The sequence below is a fragment of the Nostoc sp. C110 genome, from assembly GCF_043099725.1.
GTDB lineage: Bacteria > Cyanobacteriota > Cyanobacteriia > Cyanobacteriales > Nostocaceae > Nostoc > Nostoc muscorum_A.
In genome coordinates this window covers 1,176,085-1,193,556 of sequence record NZ_CP171148.1, presented here as the reverse complement: position 1 = coordinate 1,193,556, position 17,472 = coordinate 1,176,085, and the positions used below count along the sequence as shown (strand labels likewise).

Below are 17,472 nucleotides of genomic sequence, written 5' to 3'. Positions count from 1 at the left end.
GGTAAACGATCTACTCCCTATTTTATGATTGGTGCGTAGGCGTAGCCCGTCGTAGACATCGCTCGTTGAACTTCACATTTATCTTGGCTATTTTCGATAAACTGAGAAACCGTTCTAATTGCCATTGAAATACTGCCTAATAAGCTTTAGCATCACCCACAGTATTGGCAATACGGTTCGGTTAAGATCCCCCCGTCTGCGGCGACCTCCTTATTAAGGGGAGTTTGGGGGATCTTCAAAAGATTAAAATGTTAACCGAACCGTATTGATAGTATAAGAAAAGTAAATCATTTATAGATTTTCTTGGATAGGTTTTATTGATTTAGATTGAATAACTCGTTGGGGTCGATTGATGAACTTTAACTGTTCAAACCAAAGCAGAGCGATCGCCCCACCCCCTAAACAAATTGCTAGGTCGATGGAATGTAAAAAAGAAAAGCTAAACAATTGACGTAAGAACGGAACATACAGCACGAACGCCAGAAAAACCAGTCCCCCACCAACCACCCACCAGAGAGCATTATTGGGAGATTTCAGGATTTTTAGACTGAGGCGTGATGAAGAACTTTCACTCAAAATTAGGAATAAATTTGCCAAAATCAACGTCGTAAACGTTAAGGCACGGGCATCAAGTTCACCTTGTCGGCGATATAGCGCCACCACAAAGATGGCAAGAGTAATTACCAAAATTCCCACCCCTTGCAGCACTGCCAAACCCAAAGTTTTCCTGCCAAATAAGGGTTCTTTGGGGTTGCGGGGAGGACGCTGCATCACCGTTGCTTCTGCGGGTTCGGCTTCTAAAACGATCGAGCAAGCTGGATCAATAATCAAATGCAGAAAGGCAACGTGAACGGGAAGTAATACTAACGGCAGCTTAAACAACACTGGAATCAAAGACATCCCAGCGATCGGGATGTGAATCGCTAGCAGATATGCCATTGCTTTACGGAGATTATCAAAAATTCGCCGTCCCAGTTTCACCGCTTGCACAATGGACGAAAAATCATCATCCAATAACACTAACGCCGCCGACTCACGGGCAACATCTGTGCCTCGCTGTCCCATCGCAATCCCGATTTGGGCAGATTTGAGAGCCGGAGCATCATTCACACCATCCCCAGTCATGGCGACGACTTCACCCTTGGCTTTCAAAGCATTAACTAAGCGCAATTTTTGTTCGGGAACGGCTCGTGCAAAGATATTTGTACTTTGAATACGTTGTTCGAGTTCAGCGTCACTCATAAGATCCAATTCCGCTCCCGTCAGAATGGCTCCCATTTGCATCAATCCAATCTGACGAGCAATAGTTTGAGCAGTTCCGGGATAATCACCCGTAATCATCACAACTCGAATACCTGCGGTATAACATTCTTGAATTGCCGCCGCAACGTTTGGACGCACTGGATCAGACAGTCCTACCAATCCGAGAAATTGAAAAGGAAAGTCATGTTGCTCATCGGGTAAATGATCGGGATTGAGGGACGGATGAGGCGGTAAAAATGGCGGTGGCGCATCAAGAAGAGACGCTTTGGCAACGCCTAACACACGCAAGCCTTGATTGGCCATTTCACTGATTTGGGCTGCCATAATTTTCTGCTGTTGGGGTGTGAAATGACAGAGATCCGCGATCGCTTCGGGCGCTCCTTTCGCTCCAATTTCATACTGCTTACCATCGGCGGACTGCCAAACGTGAGACATTGCCAATAGATGCGGTGAGAGGGGATATTCTCGTAACAGTATCCAATCGTCATGCAGATGTTCAGTATGTGCCAGATAGCGATCGCCCAATTCCTTAAACGCTTTCTCCATTGGATCAAAGGGATCTCTCTGACTCGCCAAAATGCAGAACTCGACTAATTCATGAACCGTTTCGGGGAGAGACTCTCGTAAATGCAATTCCAAATTATATGGGTGAGGATTTTCTGCATGGTTGTATGCAAATAGCTGTTGTACTGCCATCTGATTCAGCGTCAGTGTCCCGGTTTTATCCACGCACAAAACCGTTGCTGAACCCAAGGTTTCAACGGCGGAAGCGCGACGAGCTAAGACGTGTTTCTGAGAAATTCGCCATGCTCCCAAGGCTAAAAAAATTGTCACGACAACCGGAAATTCGTTTGGCAAAATTGCCATCGCTAGGGTAATACCTGCGAGAAATCCTTTGAGCCAATCTCCTCGCGTGATTCCATAAATGACAACGATCGCCACACACAATAATAAAGCGATGCCAAACAGACGGCTTACCAACCGAGTCATTTCTTGTTGTAGGGGAGTCGGTTCCGGCTTGACTTTTTGCAAAGCGTTGCCAATCTTGCCCATCTCTGTTTGAGCGCCCACCGCTTGGACTTTAGCAATTCCCTGTCCCTGAACTACCAAGGTTCCAGAATATACAAAGGGCAACTCATCTCCCCCCGGACGCGCCATTTCCACGGTACCGGCGGCGGCAACTTTGCGAACAGGTAGTGATTCCCCGGTTAATAACGATTCATCAGTTGAGAGATTTGTACAGGAGAGTATGATTGCATCAGCAGGCACGCGATCGCCTTCTGCTAGCACTAAGATATCTTCTCGAACGACTTCTCGCCCCGCAATCCGTTTTTGCTGTCCATCCCGAATTACCAAGGCGCGAGGACTGGAGAGATCACGCAAGGCTTCTAGGGCGTGTTCGGTTTTACCTTCCTGGTAAAGGCTGATTCCTGTGATGAAGAAGACGAAACCCAGCAAAATCAGGGCTTCTTGTAAGTCGCCTAAAATCCAATAAATGATCCCGCCGCCGACCAGCAAGAGAAAGATCGGATCTTGAACGGTTTCCCAAGCGAAGGATAAAATACTGCGAGAGCGAGCCGAGGAAAGTTCATTGTAGCCATCCTGTTTAAGCCGAGCGATCGCCTCTTGCTCAGATAAACCAACCACGGTATTGAGATCGACGGTCGAAACCATAATTCTGCTTTTTCCTATGAGACATAAAAAACAGATCAATCTACTTGATGTTAAATGCCAAATTTGAGGAAGTCGTGAGGTAACATAAACGGTGCAAAAGTTACCGACTGCTAACTCCATCTGTGGTTCGCCCGGTCATCTCAGTAGGATGGATACAGTAGAGCGCCATCACCTCTGCACGACCCCAGGCATCAATCCAGGTTCGATTAATCGCGGGCGAAAGCGTTGGATTGTTGGTTTTGATAAATTGCATCACGCGATCAATGTCTTGCCCAAGAGTGATGTGTTCGGCAATACCTGTCACAGTAACGCTGCGCCAATGCTTGAGATTGTGGACATCTTCAACTTGCAAACAGACTTCAGGATTCGCATCCATATACTTGGTCTTCATCCCAACCGTAGTAAAGATGTAGATATTTGGCTCTTCAAAATAATAGCGCATAGGTACAACATAGGGATGTCCTTCAATAGCACAACCTAAGTGCCCATATCCTACTTTATGCAAGAGTTCATGTATCTCTTTTTTGCCCATTTCATCTATATCTAACATGGTCATTCTCCAGAATAAATATTTAATTGATTAATCGAGTTACAAATGTCTTGTTAAGATTTTTTCTGCTTAGTTTTATCGTTAGCATTCAGGGGAATGTAATCATCAAAAAATATTCATTTTTAAAATCTACATAACCCAATTAAATGAGTTCTTTGATAGTTTTTTAAAAATGGCAATACTAAAACATGCCGCAAATAACTGCTTTTCACGACTTAGTTCTTTATTTCTAGGGACTTGACCGAATGGCACTAAGTTAATCGCAAAGCCCTGATATAACTTGCTTTTTGAGTGTGGGGAGTGTGGGGAGTGTGGGAAGTGGGGGAAGTGTGGGGAGAAAGAGGAGAAATTGAATAACTGCATATCAACAAATGCTGCATTGCCTCCCACACCTCCCACACCCTGCCCTGACGAGGTTTCAGCTTTTCAAGCGTGCCATTCGGGACTTGACCCAAAATCCGTTGAGCGATCGCAATCGCAGATGATGACTGTTGGCACGCTAAACAGGCAATTCAGCTTTGGTGATAGCGATCGCTCTCTAAGTGATTTCTGTTATTTACTGGAGGGCACTAATTAGGTAGTCAAAGTAAGTGTTAACAACAGTTGCATCTTCCCCAGACAACATTGAGGTAGCGATGTTCTTCATAGCACGGACACTTTCGCCAACGGCATCAATTGGAGTACCGAGGGATTTGTACATTTGGCGAACACCAACGACTCCGATCTCCTCAATTGGCGTTGTATCTCCAGCAGCAACACTGTAAGTGATCAAGCGCAGGTAGTAATCCATATCCCGCAGACAAGTAGCAGTCATCTCTTTGCCGTAAGCATTGCCACCTGGAGAAACAAGGCTTGGACGCTTCTGGAACAGTTCGTTTCCAGCTTCTTTAATAATGCGATCGCGGCTTAGAGTTAAAGCTTGCACAAGGCGTAGACGGCGCTCACCACTGCTAATAAAGTTCTTGATCTGATCCAGTTCTCCAGGACTGAGATAGCGAACCTCGGCATCTGCATTCACAATCATCTTTGTAATAATACTCATTAACAAACTCCTGAAATTAAATTAGGTCTATATGAAACGGTTAAATTATTGACAGCTTGAACTAAAAAAGAGCGAAATGGTCAATTTTTCACCCTCAATTACTTCTGTTTTTAAGGGTTGAGTATCGGTCTCAGTTGAGCTTAAGCCTTTTTTCTAGAACAGCATTTTATGACATAGTTATATTCCAACTTTTGGGACTGTAAAAAATTACTAATTTGTGTAAATTAAGGATTAACTATTTCCCACAAGAGTGCTAAAAGTACTTTTGCAAGAGGTTTAGTTATTTACACCATGACAGTGTATTGTTTGATTTACAGGGTTATTTGTTTGATTACAATATAAAAAGTAATAAAAATGTCAGATATAAAATTATTTTCTTTCTAAAATAGCAATTTTTTTACAGGTATTTTAGAAATTTTGGTTCTCAGAAATATTGGAGCAAAGACGCATTATCTCTTGTGGCACTTTCGCCATCTATTTTTACGACCTGGTTGATTCAAGATTTGAAGCTACCAGGTTTTTAATTTAGGTAATTCTCCTTGGGGTCATAGACGAACTTTCGTAAAGACTTTTGTTATCTCTTCAAGCCTTTTGTTGTTTTTGATTACGATATAAATTAATTCACGCAGTTAATCAAACGGTAGTCGCTCAGGGTAGTAGATAAGCAAGGTTATCTGTTCAAAGTTTAAAAAAATTTGGATACTGAATCTATGCCTCAAGTCATCCCCTCATTTTGGAGCCTACCTGCCGAACAGGTATTAGATCAGCTTAAGAGTAGCCCCCAGGGTTTGAGTCGCCAAGAGGCGCAGCAACGGCTCACTCAATATGGTGCAAACGGTCTGAAGAAAAAGCGAGAGTCATCCACACTACTCCTGTTGCTGAACCAGTTTAAGAGTCCGATTATTTTGATTTTAATGGCAGCTGCTATTCTCTCCAGTTTTCTTGGAGATGTCATTGATACTATTATTATTCTGACGATCGTACTAATTAGTGGGCTATTAGGATTTTGGCAAGAGCGAGGAGCTAGAGATGCCGTAACGAAGCTACTGGCTTTAGTGCAAGTAAAAGCCACAGTTTTGAGAGATGGTCAATCTCAAGAAATCTCTAATGAGGAGGTGGTTCCAGGTGACATTGTGTTGCTTGCTGCTGGTGATAGTATCCCTGGTGACTGTCTGATTTTAGAGTCGAAGGATCTGTCAGTGAATGAAGCAGCACTCACGGGAGAAACCTATCCTGCTGACAAACTAAGTGGCGTATTGCCGAACGAAGTCGGACTCAGCCAGCGAACAAACACCCTTTATATGGGGACTAACGCAATCAGTGGTACAGCGAAAGCGGTTGTGGTGCAGACAGGAAAGCAGACTGAATTTGGCAAGGTATCAGAACGCCTGAAACTCAGACCCCCGGAAACCGAATTTGAAAGGGGACTGGGCAAGTTTGGCTATTTTCTCATGGAAGTGACGTTGATTTTGGTTGTTCTAATTTTTGTCGCCAACGTCTACTTGCAACGCCCTGTTCTACAATCTTTTCTATTCTCCCTAGCGCTTGCAGTCGGTCTGACTCCTCAATTGTTGCCTGCGATCGTTAGCGTTAACTTGGCTCGCGGTGCTAAACAAATGGCGAAAAAGCAGGTGATTGTGAAACGACTGTCCGCAATTGAAAATTTTGGCAGCATGAACGTGTTTTGTACAGATAAAACGGGCACGCTGACGGAAGGGGAAGTGAAAATTCACGCTGCGGTTGATGTGGAGGGGAAAGAGAGCGTTGGCGGAGCCTCGCCGCAGGCGACTCGCGTTTTGCTTTACGCCTATTTGAATGCTGCGTCTGAATCAGGTTATGTAAATCCCATCGATGCCGCAATTCGTCAGCACAAGCAATTTGACATTTCTGCTTATCAGAAACTAGATGAAGTACCTTATGATTTCAACCGTAAACGCCTCAGCATTCTGTTGAAGAAAGATAATAGGAATCTGATTGTCAGCAAAGGTGCGCTAAAGGCAATTCTTGATGTTTGCTCAACCGTCGAAACTGGTGACGGAAAGACAATTGATATTGCTATGCAGCAGGACAAGATTCAGCAACGGGCAGAGGAACTTGGTAGTGAAGGGTTTCGGGTCTTAGGGGTGGCTTACCGCAACTGCGATCGCAATTCCTTCACCAAAGACGATGAAACAAACATGACGTTTTTGGGTTATCTTGCTCTTTTCGATCCACCAAAAGCAGATATTGCTGATACGCTCAAAGATTTGGGACTACTTGGAGTTACCACAAAAATGATCACGGGCGATAGTCGAGCGGTTGCCATCAGTATCATTGAACAAGTGGGATTACCAAAACCAAAGGTTTTAACTGGTGGCGAATTGCAAGAGCTTTCTGATGAAGCCCTAATGCATCGTGTTGGCAAAATAAATGTCTTTGCTGAGGTTGAGCCAAATCAAAAGGAGCGGATCATAATTGCGCTGAAAAAAACCGGAAATGTAGTCGGTTATCTTGGCGATGGCATTAACGATGCCTCAGCGCTTCATGCTGCCGATGTCGGTATTTCCGTTGAGAGTGCGGTTGACGTAGCCAAAGAAGCCGCAGACATCGTGTTGATGCAAAAAGACCTAAATGTTTTGGTCGAAGGCGTGAAAGAAGGACGGGTAACGTTTGCCAATACGCTCAAATACGTGTTTATGGCAACAAGTGCTAATTTCGGCAATATGTTTAGCATGGCAGGTATTTCTCTGGTTCTACCCTTCTTACCCTTGCTACCCAGCCAAATTTTGCTCACAAACCTGTTGACCGATTTCCCAGAAATGACGATCGCAACCGATCGCGTAGACCGGGAAATGGTCAACAAACCCCGGCGGATGAACATCACATTTATCCGTAACTTTATGGTGGTGTTTGGGTTACTCAGTTCAGTCTTTGATTACCTCACCTTTGCAGCACTCCTATTGCTGCTGCACGCCAACTCAGCGCAATTTAGAACTGGTTGGTTTATGGAATCAGTGATTTCTGCATCTATGATTGTGCTGGTAATTCGGACACGGCAATCTATCCTCACGAGCAAGCCAGGAAAGTACTTATTGACGGCAACGATCGCGATCGCCATTGTCACCCTCCTGATTCCTTATACTCCAGTTGCAGGTTTACTAGGGTTCCAACCTTTACCCATTGAATTCCTTTTGGTGCTGGCAGCAATTGTTGGACTTTATATCATCTGTGCAGAAAACGTTAAACGGATTTTTTATCAACACGTCCAGTCTTAACCAAAGAAAGTGTAGCTGTGGCAAAATCAGCATATCTGCTTGAGTAGATATAGCCGAGACAATAATTAATTGCCAATCGAAAAATAAAAAACGAGCGCGGAGGGATTTGAACCCCCGACCCACAGAACCGGAATCTGTTGCTCTATCCACTGAGCTACGCGCCCTTAATCTCCCCCATTATAGCACGTCTATGATAAAGTTCTCAGCCTAGAAAAACTTGGTTTATTAAGGGACTTCCAAGAAATAAATTATCCAAATAAACGTAGACGCTTCTCTACGAGACGCTACGCGAACGGCTTGCCGCAGGCTACCACAGAGACAAGGCAGCGCGGTCTTCTCCCAAAGGGAGAGGCTAGCGCCATAGCGTAGCGTTAGCGAGTCCGCGAGCGTCTGGGGGTTTCCCCCATGAGCGACTGCCGCACAGAGAACACAGAGAACACAGAGGAGAGAGTTTTTTGAGTATTTCTTTATTTGGAAGTCCCTAAGTTTACAGATAATTAGCTGGGTCTACTGGTGTACCATTCCGACGGACTTCAAAGTGGAGGTGGGGCCCAGTTGAGAAACCTGTGGAACCCACAGCACCGATCGCTTGTCCGCGTTCAACGGCTTGTCCTTCAGAAACATACAACTCGCTGGTATGTCCATAGAGTGTAGTAATGCCATTGCCGTGGTCAATAATTACCGCTCTGCCATAACCACCATACCACCCAGCAAAAATCACTCTGCCTGAATCGGCTGCCCGAATTTTACTACCATAGCTAGCGGCAAAATCTAACCCGGCATGAAAGCGACGATAGCCAAGGATGGGGTGTACCCGCCAGCCGAAGGGACTACTAGTAGAAGCGTCGCTAGGATATGCCATTACACCGGTTCCTCGAACGATCGCAGTCCGGCTGTTGGTTTTTGTTTGCGCCTGTTCTGTTGCTCTGGCTTCTGCTACCTTTTGTTGAATCAAGACTTCCAGATTTTTGGATTCCCTCTCTAGCTGGTTTTGCGCTGCTTCCAAGGCTAGGCGATCGCTATTGAGGCGTTGAATCAATTCTGATTGTGACTCCGCCTGAGTTTGATAACCGGCTTTTTGTGCCAGTAATTGCTCACGAATCAAGGCAATTTCGTTTTTTTGTTGTTCTATGCCCGTTTTTTGTTGATTTATCAGGTTTGCTTGGGCGTTGAGTTTCACCAAAATTTGTTCGTCTGCCTGATACACTAACTTCAACTGATGACGACGACTGATAAAATCACTGATATTTTCACTTTGGAGCAAAACTGCCCAGCCAACAGATGCAGGCGATCGCTGGAGATAACGCAATCGTGCTACTGTTGCTATTTGCCGCTCCTCGTAGGAACGTTGTGCTACAGCTAAATCAGTTTCCAACTGCTGGAGGCGTTGGGTGGCAAGTTGTAATCGAGATTCGCTCTCTTGAATGTAGCTATCTGTAGTTTGCAGATTTTGCTTTAAACCAGTGAGGTGTTTTTGGGCCTCTTGTTGGAGATTTGTTAAGCGATTGCGATCGTTAACCACACTCTGACGCTGCTGCTTCATTTGTTGCTGCTGTTGTCGCAGAGTATCAATAGACTGTGTGGAAGTTGCGTGTACTGGAATTAATGACAAACAAATCCACAAAATGCAGGAAAATACAAGAGATAAACAGCCAAAAATTAGATTTTTAACTAGAAATCGCGCTCTCATAGCGTGAGCCTAACTAAAACGATGCTTTCAAACACTATGAGGATTATTCCCAAAATTTGATTCACCCACTCCATGTATCAAATTGATCTGCCAAGTTGTAACACAAAGATTCTTGCTATGTCAGCATTGAACAGGTATATCAGGAGGGAGGTATGGATGAATACGCGCAAAGCAATTCTTTTAATTACTTTGGTTTTTCCTGGGTTGGCGGTGGTGGGAGTATCGCTTTATTGGTTTAACCTGGATTATGCAGGACTAATCAAAGCTGAAAACTATGTGACTAACCTAGTAGAAGTCGGAAAAGTTAATGATAGGCAGTTAGAGTATGCCTACCATCGCACCTACATTCATCGCATCAATGTATTTGCTGATGGGACTTGGGGATTACTGGGAGGAGTAATCACAGCGCTAGGGATACATGGATTAGTCACGGTTAGGGATTGTCCAAGAAATGAATTAACCACAGAGGCGCAGAGAACGCAGAGTGAGGAGAAATAGAGAAGATTTTGGCGTTAGTTAATGCTGTTTCTGCTAAAGTTTCAATTAACCTAAAACTCATAATTTAGCATGGGCTAAATACCCCGCGATCGCTAATAGGACTTAGGGCTGATGCAAAGGCAAGAAAAAATTTCACAAGTAATAGTGACTGCTGGACAGATGCGCGATATTGAAGATCGGATCTTTGCAGCAGGTATGCCTGTAGTAGCTTTAATGGAAAAGGTGGCGGGATTAGTTGCCCGTCGGATTCAAGAGATCCCCCCAATTCCCCTTAAAAAGGGAGGTTATGTTGCTTCAAACACCCTCTTAAAAAAGGGGTTGTCCCAGGCGGTGGGATCTCGTGTTGGAATTCTTGTTGGCCCTGGTCATAATGGTGGGGATGCTTTAGTAGTAGCCCGTGAATTACACTTTCGTGGCTATGAGGTTTGGATTTATTCTCCTTTTTCTAAGTTTAAGGAATTAACTTCGCAGCACTTGCAGTATGCTCAGAGTTTGGGCATCCCAATTTATCAAGCAATTGAGCAACTGCCAGATTCTGATTTGTTGATTGATGGCTTGTTTGGGTTTGGTTTAGAAAAAAACCTGACTGATCCTATTGCCTCTGCAATTAATCAGCTAAATGAATTGTCTGTGCCGATTTATAGTATCGATTTACCTTCAGGTTTACACACCGATACTGGCGTTGTATTAGGAACTGCCATTCGCGCCACTCACACTTTTTGCTTGGGTTTATGGAAACTAGCTTTCTTCCAAGATCGGGCGCTGGAATATGTTGGCAAAGCTGAGTTAATCGATTTTGATATTCCTTTAGCTGATGTAGAAGCTGTTCTCAAAGATGCACCCAGCATTAAACGTATTACACCAGCAATGGCACTCGCTACTTTACCCTTACCTCGCCCATCAGTTACCCACAAATATAAAGAAGGACATTTACTCCTGATTTGCGGTTCGCGGCGCTATGCTGGTGGAGCAATTTTAACTGGTTTGGGTGCTAGGGCTAGTGGTGTGGGGATGCTTTCTATTGCTGTGCCCGAATCGCTAAAATCTCTTTTGGTGTCGCACTTGCCAGAAGGGCTAATCGTCGGTTGTCCAGAGACGGAAAGTGGAGCGATCGCTCAATTGCAATTACCCGAAAAAACTGATCTGACTTCCTTTAATGCGATCGCTTGTGGCCCAGGTTTAACACGAGATGCTGCTCCCATTGTGCAAGAGGTGATAGAAAGCGAACGCCCTTTGATTCTCGATGCCGATGGTTTAAATATTTTGGCACAAATGGGAGCGATCGCCACTTTAAAAAAACGTCTTGCTATAACCGTACTCACACCCCATACTGGCGAATTCCAGCGATTGTTTCCTGATGTCGCTGATGCTAAACATGACACAGTGAAAGCAGTACAAGAAGCAGCAGCGCAAAGTGGGGCGGTGGTATTGTTGAAAGGGGCGAGAACTGCGATCGCAAACCCTCAAGGTGGCATTTGGATGATTACTGAAAGCACACCCGCTCTGGCACGTGGAGGTAGTGGCGACGTATTAACTGGGCTACTAGGTGGATTGTTGGCACAAGCCGCAACTAAACAGATTTCTGTAGAAGATATTGTGGCAACTGCCGCTTGGTGGCATTCACAAGCTGGGATTTTAGCAGCCCAAGAGCGGACTGAATTGGGTGTAGATGCCTTTACATTGACACAATATTTACTAAAAGTTCTCACTTTAGTCACCATACCTTAGCCAAAATAAGATGTTGGGATAAGGCAATAGGCAAATATGGTTTTTGAGTACACTAACGCATTTGTCACCATAGGATCGGTTAATTTTGATAAATTAGTAGATTTTTATACTAAATTTCTGGAGCAAAAAGCAGTTATTTTGATTCCGAATGTCTATGCTGAGTTTAATTTGGTTGGTATGCGATTAGGTATTTTTAAACCCAAGAAGACAAATGAATCGGAATTTGAAGCGATGTCTAACGACAGCGCACTTGGTGTCTACGCCAAAAATAAGATAAGTTTGTGTTTAGAAGTGAGTAACTTAGAAGATGCGATCGCTCACTTAACAGCTTTAGGCTATCCTCCACCCGGAAATATTTCCACTGCTTCCCACGGCAGAGAAATTTATGCCTATGACCCTGATGGCAATCGTCTGATTTTACATCAAGCTGCTACTACAAAGAGTCATTAGTCATTAGTCATTGGTTTTAGACAAATGACAAAGGACAAATGACAAATAACAAAGGACAAAGGACAAATAAAAAAATGGCTATAACTCAAAACTATAGATTAAACGTAATTCAATGGTATCCAGGTCACATTGCGAAAGCTGAAAAGAAGCTCAAAGAACAGCTTAAGCGCGTAGATGTGGTATTTGAGGTACGAGATGCCCGAATTCCCTTAGCGACTCATCATCCCCAAATAGGTGAGTGGGTAGAGGGTAAGACACGGGTATTGATACTTAACCGAGTAGATATGATTACGCCGCAAATGCGATCGCTGTGGATAGATTGGTTTAAACGTCAAGGGGAAGTCCCTTATTTTACCAACGCTCAACATGGTAAAGGTATAGCAGAAGTGGCGCGGGCAGCGCAAGCAGCCGGAGTAGAACTCAATCAAAGAAGAAGCGATCGCGGAATGTTACCTCGTCCAGTCCGGGCTGTGGTAATTGGTTTTCCCAATGTTGGTAAATCAGCTTTAATTAACCGCCTTTTAGGACGGCGAGTAGTGGAAAGTGCAGCCCGTCCTGGGGTAACTCGCCAATTGCGCTGGGTGCGAATTTCTGAACATTTGGAATTGTTAGATGCTCCTGGTGTCATCCCTCTAAGGTTGGAAGACCAAGACGCAGCATTGAAATTAGCCATTTGTGATGATATCGGCGAAGCATCTTACGATAATCAGCTAGTAGCAGCAGCCTTAGTGGATTTATTCAACTACTTGGAAGCTGTAACTACAGATTTGTTACCGAGGAAACCATTACAGTCCCGCTATCAACTCGATTCGACCTCAGACACCGGGGATACTTATCTACATGCTTTAGCAGAGCATCGTTACAAAGGTGATGTAGAGCGTGCTGCAAGGCAACTTTTAACAGATTTTCGTAAGGGGTTATTAGGTGAAATGAGTTTAGAATTGCCACCCAACTAGATTACAACGATTTTTAGCCCATTTTTGAGTAGCAGGTGAGTAGCGTTTAAAAGTCTGGACATTCAGCCTTGGTGACATCTGGGTGACAGTAGTACCTCAAAACTGTTTGGACGTTATCGCCGATCCAGTAGGCTACCTTTTCCGGCGATACCCCAAATGCGATCGCGCAAGTAGCGAAGGTATGCCAAGTGCTATAAGCCTTTAGGTAGGGAACAACTTTCAGAAGATCAAAACAGGACAGAGCCACCGCCGAGTAAATATAGCTACGCCACGCTGCGCGAACAGAAATCAAACCGGACTCCTATACCATTAAATAACAGTTGACAAATGACTTTTAACAAATGGCTTTATCTAACGAATTATGGGCAGCAAATCAAGACTTAGCCCAAGCTTGCCTAAAGCATCCTTTCGTTCAAGGTATTGGCAATGGTATTCTTGAGCAGGTAAAATTTGCCTACTACGTGGGGCAAGATGTTTTTTTCTTAGAAGCTTTTGCGCGGACGTACAGTATCGCCGCAGCTAAAGCACCAGACTGGTTAGGTTTTACCACATTTCATAACTTAGCGAGTTCAGTTTTAGAAGAACTACGGTTGCATAGTAGCTATGCTTCCCAGTGGGGAGTGAATTTACATTCTGTGGAAGCTGGCTATGCCACCCGCCGCTATACTGATTTTTTGTTAGCAACTGCTTGGGGTGGAGATGTGGGTTTGACTGCTGCGGCGATGTCTCCTTGTATGCGTTTGTATGGTTTCTTGGGAAAACAGTTGGCTCTTCATGGTATTCCTAATCATCAATATGCAGACTGGATTCGTACTTACAGCAGCACAGACTTTCAATCACTAATAAAACAATTAGAAACTTTAGTTGAGAATTATGCTACTAACAATGCTGTAGTGAATTCAACCTACCGTTATGCGATGTTTTGTGAGTATGAATTTTTTCAAGCTGCGTGGATTTCTGCTAATAAATAAGTACCTAAAATCACAGCCAACCACTTTTCAAACATCCTCTAAGGGAACTCCAATCAATAATTGAATATTTTTTTATTCCCCAAGCATTATTAGATAATAAGCAGCCTATAGCGCAATACAGTACTTGTAGAGACGGCGATTTATCGCGTCTCAAAACCCACGATTTTGTACAAATAGCGCTTAACCCAAGCGTATTGGTCTATAGCGCTTTAACCTACGTAACTAGGATTGGCGTAGGTGTGTAGCCCGCACTTCTCTACGAGACGCTGCACGTAGCTTGCTTCCACGTTCGCGTAGCGTCCGGGAAGTAACCCGCCGCAGGCATCGCTCTTTGGGAAAAAACTTTTTAGTTTACCGATCCTAGCCATTTTTCTAGGATGAGTTCTCCCCATTTTTCCGATGTCATCTGTGTTGAGAAAAGGACACGATATGAACATCTAAGAATGTTTTTGGAAAAATCTTATGTCTTCATTAATGGCTTTGTCCAACAGTTTAGCTGACACCGTAGAACAAGCTGGAATTGCTGTGGTTGCTGTGAATGGGGGTACTCGTGTTTCCCCAAGTGGTATTCACTGGCGTAATGGAATCATTGTTACCTCTGATGAGTCTCTCCAGCGCTATGACGACATCACCATTACCCTATCAAATGGTAGCACTGTACCCGTAACACTTGTTGGTCATGACTCTAGCACCGATATAGCTGTTTTTAAGCTAGAAAATCTAGAAATACCTGTGGCAAAAGTTGGTGATGCCAAAACGCTCAAAGTTGGTCATCTAGTGTTAGGACTGGCAAGAGGTAGTGAAGGTGATTTAAGGGCGGCGATGGGTGCAGTGAGTGTAGTTAGCGGTGCATGGCGCAGTATGAATGGCGGAAATATTGACCAATTTATCCGCCCAGACATCACCCTTTACTCTGGTTTTGCAGGTGGGCCGCTCGTAGATGCTGCTGGTTTTGTGGTAGGTATGAATACATCGGGGCGGCGTGGTACTGCTCTGACTATTCCCAGTGCTACAGTCGATCGCGTGGTTGACCAATTGGTAGCAAAAGGACGCATTTCAAAAGGCTACTTGGGTGTAGGAATGCAACCTGTACGTTTACCAAATAACCTAAAAACTTCTCTCAATTTAACTTCTGCAACTGGGGTAATTGTCGTTAATGTTGAGTCTTCTGGGCCTGCTGATAATGCAGGTGTGTTGCTTGGCGATGTTTTGGTAACATTCGATGGCGTAACTGTGGGCGATACAGGTGATGTACTAGCGCTGCTCAATAGTAGCGATCGCATTGGTAAAACCGTCAACCTGCAAGTTGTCCGGGGTGGAGTGTTAATTGAGTTAGCGATCGCAGTTGGCGAACGACCTGTGTAATTCGTAATTCGTAATTCGTAATTCGTAATTTGGAACTTCGACCTTTTTACTCGAACGTTGACCTTCTGAACTCGAAACTTCGACCTTTTTGCTCGGACGTTGAACCTCTGAACTCGGAACTTCGACCTTTTTACTCGGACGTTGAGCCTCTGAACTCGGAACTTCGACCTTTTTGCTCGAACGTTGAGCTTCTGAACTCGAAACTTCGACCTTTTTACTCGGACGTTGAGCTTCTAAACTCGGAATTTCGACCTTTTTGCTCAAACGTTGAGCCTCTGAACTCGGAACTGTCAAAATTTGCTTTCCAAAGTTGGGTTGACTGATATTTTGCAGCATTCTCAATTATCCCAACCCGACTAAAAACTATTGTCAGCCAACAGATTCTACTTTGACATGGGGAAAAATTGTATAACATGGCAAACACAACATTAACTAATATTGCTGCTGAATTGACAGAGGTAGCTGCTAAACTACGCGATCGCACTGTCAAAGTGAAAAGTGGCTCTCTAGGAATCGGTTCCGGTGTCATTTGGCAATCTGACGGGCTAATTATCACTAATGCCCATGTTGCAACCAGCAACCGTGCAACTGTGGAATTGGCAGATGGCAGAGTATTTGATGCGGTGCGTACACAGTTTGATCCACAGCAGGATTTAGCAGCCCTGAAAATTGTCGCCACTGATTTAACTGCTGCAAGCATTGGCAATTCTGAGGCACTACGAGTAGGTGAATTAGTCTTGGCGGTGGGTAATCCCTTTGCTGAAAGTGGTGCTGTGACAACTGGAATTATTTATACAAATAATTCGCGGGCTGTTATGGCTGATTTGCAACTATATCCTGGAAACTCTGGGGGGCCACTTGCCGACTATCAAGGCCGAGTCGTGGGAATTAACACCATGATTGTTAATGGTTTAGCTGTAGCAGTTCCCAGCAACACCGTTGAGCGTTTTTTACAGGGAAATAGTCGTCCGCAACTAGGAGTCACGCTGCAACCTGTGCTTTTAGGTAGGCGTAGCTTGGGTTTATTGGTGTTGTCAATTTTACCTGGTAGCATTGCTGAAACTGCTGGTGTACAAATCGGCGATATTTTAATTGGAGTTTCGGGGCGATTATTCACTAGCGTGAATGATTTAACTAAATATCTCCATGACAGTAAAGGATCTGTGCCGCTACAACTCCTACGCGGTGGGCAACAATTAGTGATTTATGTTGCAGTGCAGTCTGGAAAAACTGCTGTGGAGGCGACGTGATTCGGGTAATGGTAGTTGCCACTTCTCCTGTTGTGCGGGCAGGGTTATTAGCTGTGGTGACTACCAATCCTCGGCTGACGGTTGTGGGGAGTGCATCCGATTTGGATGAATGGGCAAGGGAAGTTGGGCAATTACAACCAGATGTGGTGCTGGTAGATTTGAGTAGTAACCTTCAACAATCGGTATGGGAAAAATTGCTGCTTATTCAAGAACAGCAATACCCATTAGGAACGATCGCCATTATTGAGGAACTCGATAGCATCGACTTAGAGACGGCGTTACGTTCTGGTATCCGGGGGATATTGCCCAGTACTAGCACAGAGTTAGAAATTGTCGCGGCTGTGGAGGCGATCGCTTTTGGTTTGGTGGTGCTGCACCCTGATGCTATAGAATTACTGTCTATTCGAGAAAAAGTGGTGGCGAATCCTGTACAAACATTGACACCACGCGAGATAGAAGTTTTAGGTATGCTTGGTTCTGGGTTGGGGAATAAAGCGATCGCTAAACGTTTGCAGATTTCTGAGCATACCGTCAAATTTCATCTCTCATCTATTTTTCAAAAGCTCAGTGTCTCCAGCCGTACTGAGGCTGTTGCTGTGGGTGTGCGACTGGGTTTGATTATGCTGTGATTATAATACTTGTAGGTTAAAGGGAAAAGGAGTGGAAGGCTTGATATATAAAGTTTTTTTCCCTTTAACATGAGTCCTTTTCCCCCAAAACCTGACAAGTATTGTAACCCCACCCCTAAAAAGTGATATTAGGGATTTACGCCTGCCATTTG

At 44.4% G+C, this 17,472-nt stretch carries 16 protein-coding genes and 1 tRNA gene; 10 read left to right on the top strand and 7 right to left on the bottom strand.

Annotated elements, in window-relative coordinates:
• Positions 1-291: 291 nt before the first annotated feature.
• Together ACFFRD_RS10780 and ACFFRD_RS10775 are read right to left on the bottom strand one after the other, a co-directional pair.
• Positions 292-2,937: a cation-translocating P-type ATPase gene (locus ACFFRD_RS10780; RefSeq protein WP_392481447.1), complete on the bottom strand. Its 2,646-nt coding sequence runs from the start codon at positions 2,935-2,937 to the stop codon at positions 292-294.
• Positions 2,938-3,037: 100 nt separating this feature from the next.
• Positions 3,038-3,487: a pyridoxamine 5'-phosphate oxidase family protein gene (locus ACFFRD_RS10775; protein ID WP_392481446.1), complete on the bottom strand. Its 450-nt coding sequence runs from the start codon at positions 3,485-3,487 to the stop codon at positions 3,038-3,040.
• Between the two features lie 349 nt (positions 3,488-3,836).
• On the opposite strand from ACFFRD_RS10775, the gene ACFFRD_RS10770 reads away from it, so the two are divergent.
• Positions 3,837-4,064 carry a hypothetical protein gene (locus ACFFRD_RS10770; RefSeq protein WP_392481445.1) on the top strand — a complete coding sequence of 76 codons (228 nt, stop codon included), beginning with the start codon at positions 3,837-3,839 and terminating at the stop codon, positions 4,062-4,064.
• On the opposite strand, the gene ACFFRD_RS10765 is transcribed toward ACFFRD_RS10770, so the two are convergent.
• Positions 4,044-4,529 carry an allophycocyanin gene (locus tag ACFFRD_RS10765; RefSeq protein ID WP_392481444.1) on the bottom strand — a complete coding sequence of 162 codons (486 nt, stop codon included), beginning with the start codon at positions 4,527-4,529 and terminating at the stop codon, positions 4,044-4,046. The genes ACFFRD_RS10770 and ACFFRD_RS10765 overlap by 21 nt on opposite strands.
• A gap of 710 nt (positions 4,530-5,239) precedes the next feature.
• Here ACFFRD_RS10765 and mgtA point away from each other — a divergent pair.
• Positions 5,240-7,783: a magnesium-translocating P-type ATPase gene (mgtA, locus tag ACFFRD_RS10760; protein ID WP_392481443.1), complete on the top strand. Its 2,544-nt coding sequence runs from the start codon at positions 5,240-5,242 to the stop codon at positions 7,781-7,783.
• A gap of 91 nt (positions 7,784-7,874) precedes the next feature.
• Here the strand turns inward: mgtA and ACFFRD_RS10755 are convergent.
• A tRNA-Arg gene (locus tag ACFFRD_RS10755) sits at positions 7,875-7,947 on the bottom strand.
• 323 nt (positions 7,948-8,270) lie between these two features.
• Positions 8,271-9,473, bottom strand: a complete 1,203-nt coding sequence (locus ACFFRD_RS10750) for a murein hydrolase activator EnvC family protein (protein WP_392481442.1) — start codon at positions 9,471-9,473, stop codon at positions 8,271-8,273.
• A gap of 156 nt (positions 9,474-9,629) precedes the next feature.
• Between ACFFRD_RS10750 and ACFFRD_RS10745 the strand changes: the two genes are divergently transcribed.
• From ACFFRD_RS10745 to ylqF, 4 genes are all read left to right on the top strand, one after another.
• The gene (locus ACFFRD_RS10745) at positions 9,630-9,971 is read left to right on the top strand and encodes a hypothetical protein (RefSeq protein ID WP_392481441.1); all 342 of its coding nucleotides are present in this window, start codon (positions 9,630-9,632) and stop codon (positions 9,969-9,971) included.
• 111 nt (positions 9,972-10,082) lie between these two features.
• Positions 10,083-11,699: an NAD(P)H-hydrate dehydratase gene (locus tag ACFFRD_RS10740; RefSeq protein WP_392481440.1), complete on the top strand. Its 1,617-nt coding sequence runs from the start codon at positions 10,083-10,085 to the stop codon at positions 11,697-11,699.
• 36 nt (positions 11,700-11,735) lie between these two features.
• A complete protein-coding gene (locus ACFFRD_RS10735) occupies positions 11,736-12,149 on the top strand; it encodes a VOC family protein (RefSeq protein ID WP_392481439.1) in 414 nt (137 codons plus the stop codon).
• A 74-nt stretch (positions 12,150-12,223) separates the two neighbouring features.
• Positions 12,224-13,105: a ribosome biogenesis GTPase YlqF gene (ylqF, locus tag ACFFRD_RS10730; protein WP_114081538.1), complete on the top strand. Its 882-nt coding sequence runs from the start codon at positions 12,224-12,226 to the stop codon at positions 13,103-13,105.
• A 46-nt stretch (positions 13,106-13,151) separates the two neighbouring features.
• Here the strand turns inward: ylqF and ACFFRD_RS10725 are convergent, their stop codons facing one another.
• Positions 13,152-13,397, bottom strand: a complete 246-nt coding sequence (locus ACFFRD_RS10725) for a hypothetical protein (RefSeq protein ID WP_392481438.1) — start codon at positions 13,395-13,397, stop codon at positions 13,152-13,154.
• 49 nt (positions 13,398-13,446) lie between these two features.
• On the opposite strand from ACFFRD_RS10725, the gene ACFFRD_RS10720 reads away from it, so the two are divergent.
• Both ACFFRD_RS10720 and ACFFRD_RS10715 read left to right on the top strand, forming a co-directional pair.
• Positions 13,447-14,076 carry a TenA family protein gene (locus ACFFRD_RS10720; protein ID WP_392481437.1) on the top strand — a complete coding sequence of 210 codons (630 nt, stop codon included), beginning with the start codon at positions 13,447-13,449 and terminating at the stop codon, positions 14,074-14,076.
• 462 nt (positions 14,077-14,538) lie between these two features.
• Positions 14,539-15,441, top strand: coding sequence for a S1C family serine protease (locus tag ACFFRD_RS10715; RefSeq protein WP_392481436.1), 903 nt, complete (start codon positions 14,539-14,541; stop codon positions 15,439-15,441).
• Here ACFFRD_RS10715 and ACFFRD_RS10710 read toward each other — a convergent pair.
• Entirely contained in the window at positions 15,409-15,777 is a 369-nt protein-coding gene (locus tag ACFFRD_RS10710) for a hypothetical protein (RefSeq protein ID WP_392481435.1), read from the bottom strand. The genes ACFFRD_RS10715 and ACFFRD_RS10710 overlap by 33 nt on opposite strands.
• Positions 15,778-15,854: 77 nt before the next feature.
• Between ACFFRD_RS10710 and ACFFRD_RS10705 the strand changes: the two genes are divergently transcribed.
• A complete protein-coding gene (locus ACFFRD_RS10705) occupies positions 15,855-16,691 on the top strand; it encodes a S1C family serine protease (protein WP_392481434.1) in 837 nt (278 codons plus the stop codon).
• A gap of 8 nt (positions 16,692-16,699) precedes the next feature.
• Positions 16,700-17,320 (top strand): response regulator transcription factor, encoded by a 621-nt coding sequence (locus ACFFRD_RS10700; RefSeq protein WP_392481433.1) that lies wholly within the window; start codon positions 16,700-16,702, stop codon positions 17,318-17,320.
• The last annotated feature ends 152 nt before the right edge of the window (positions 17,321-17,472 follow it).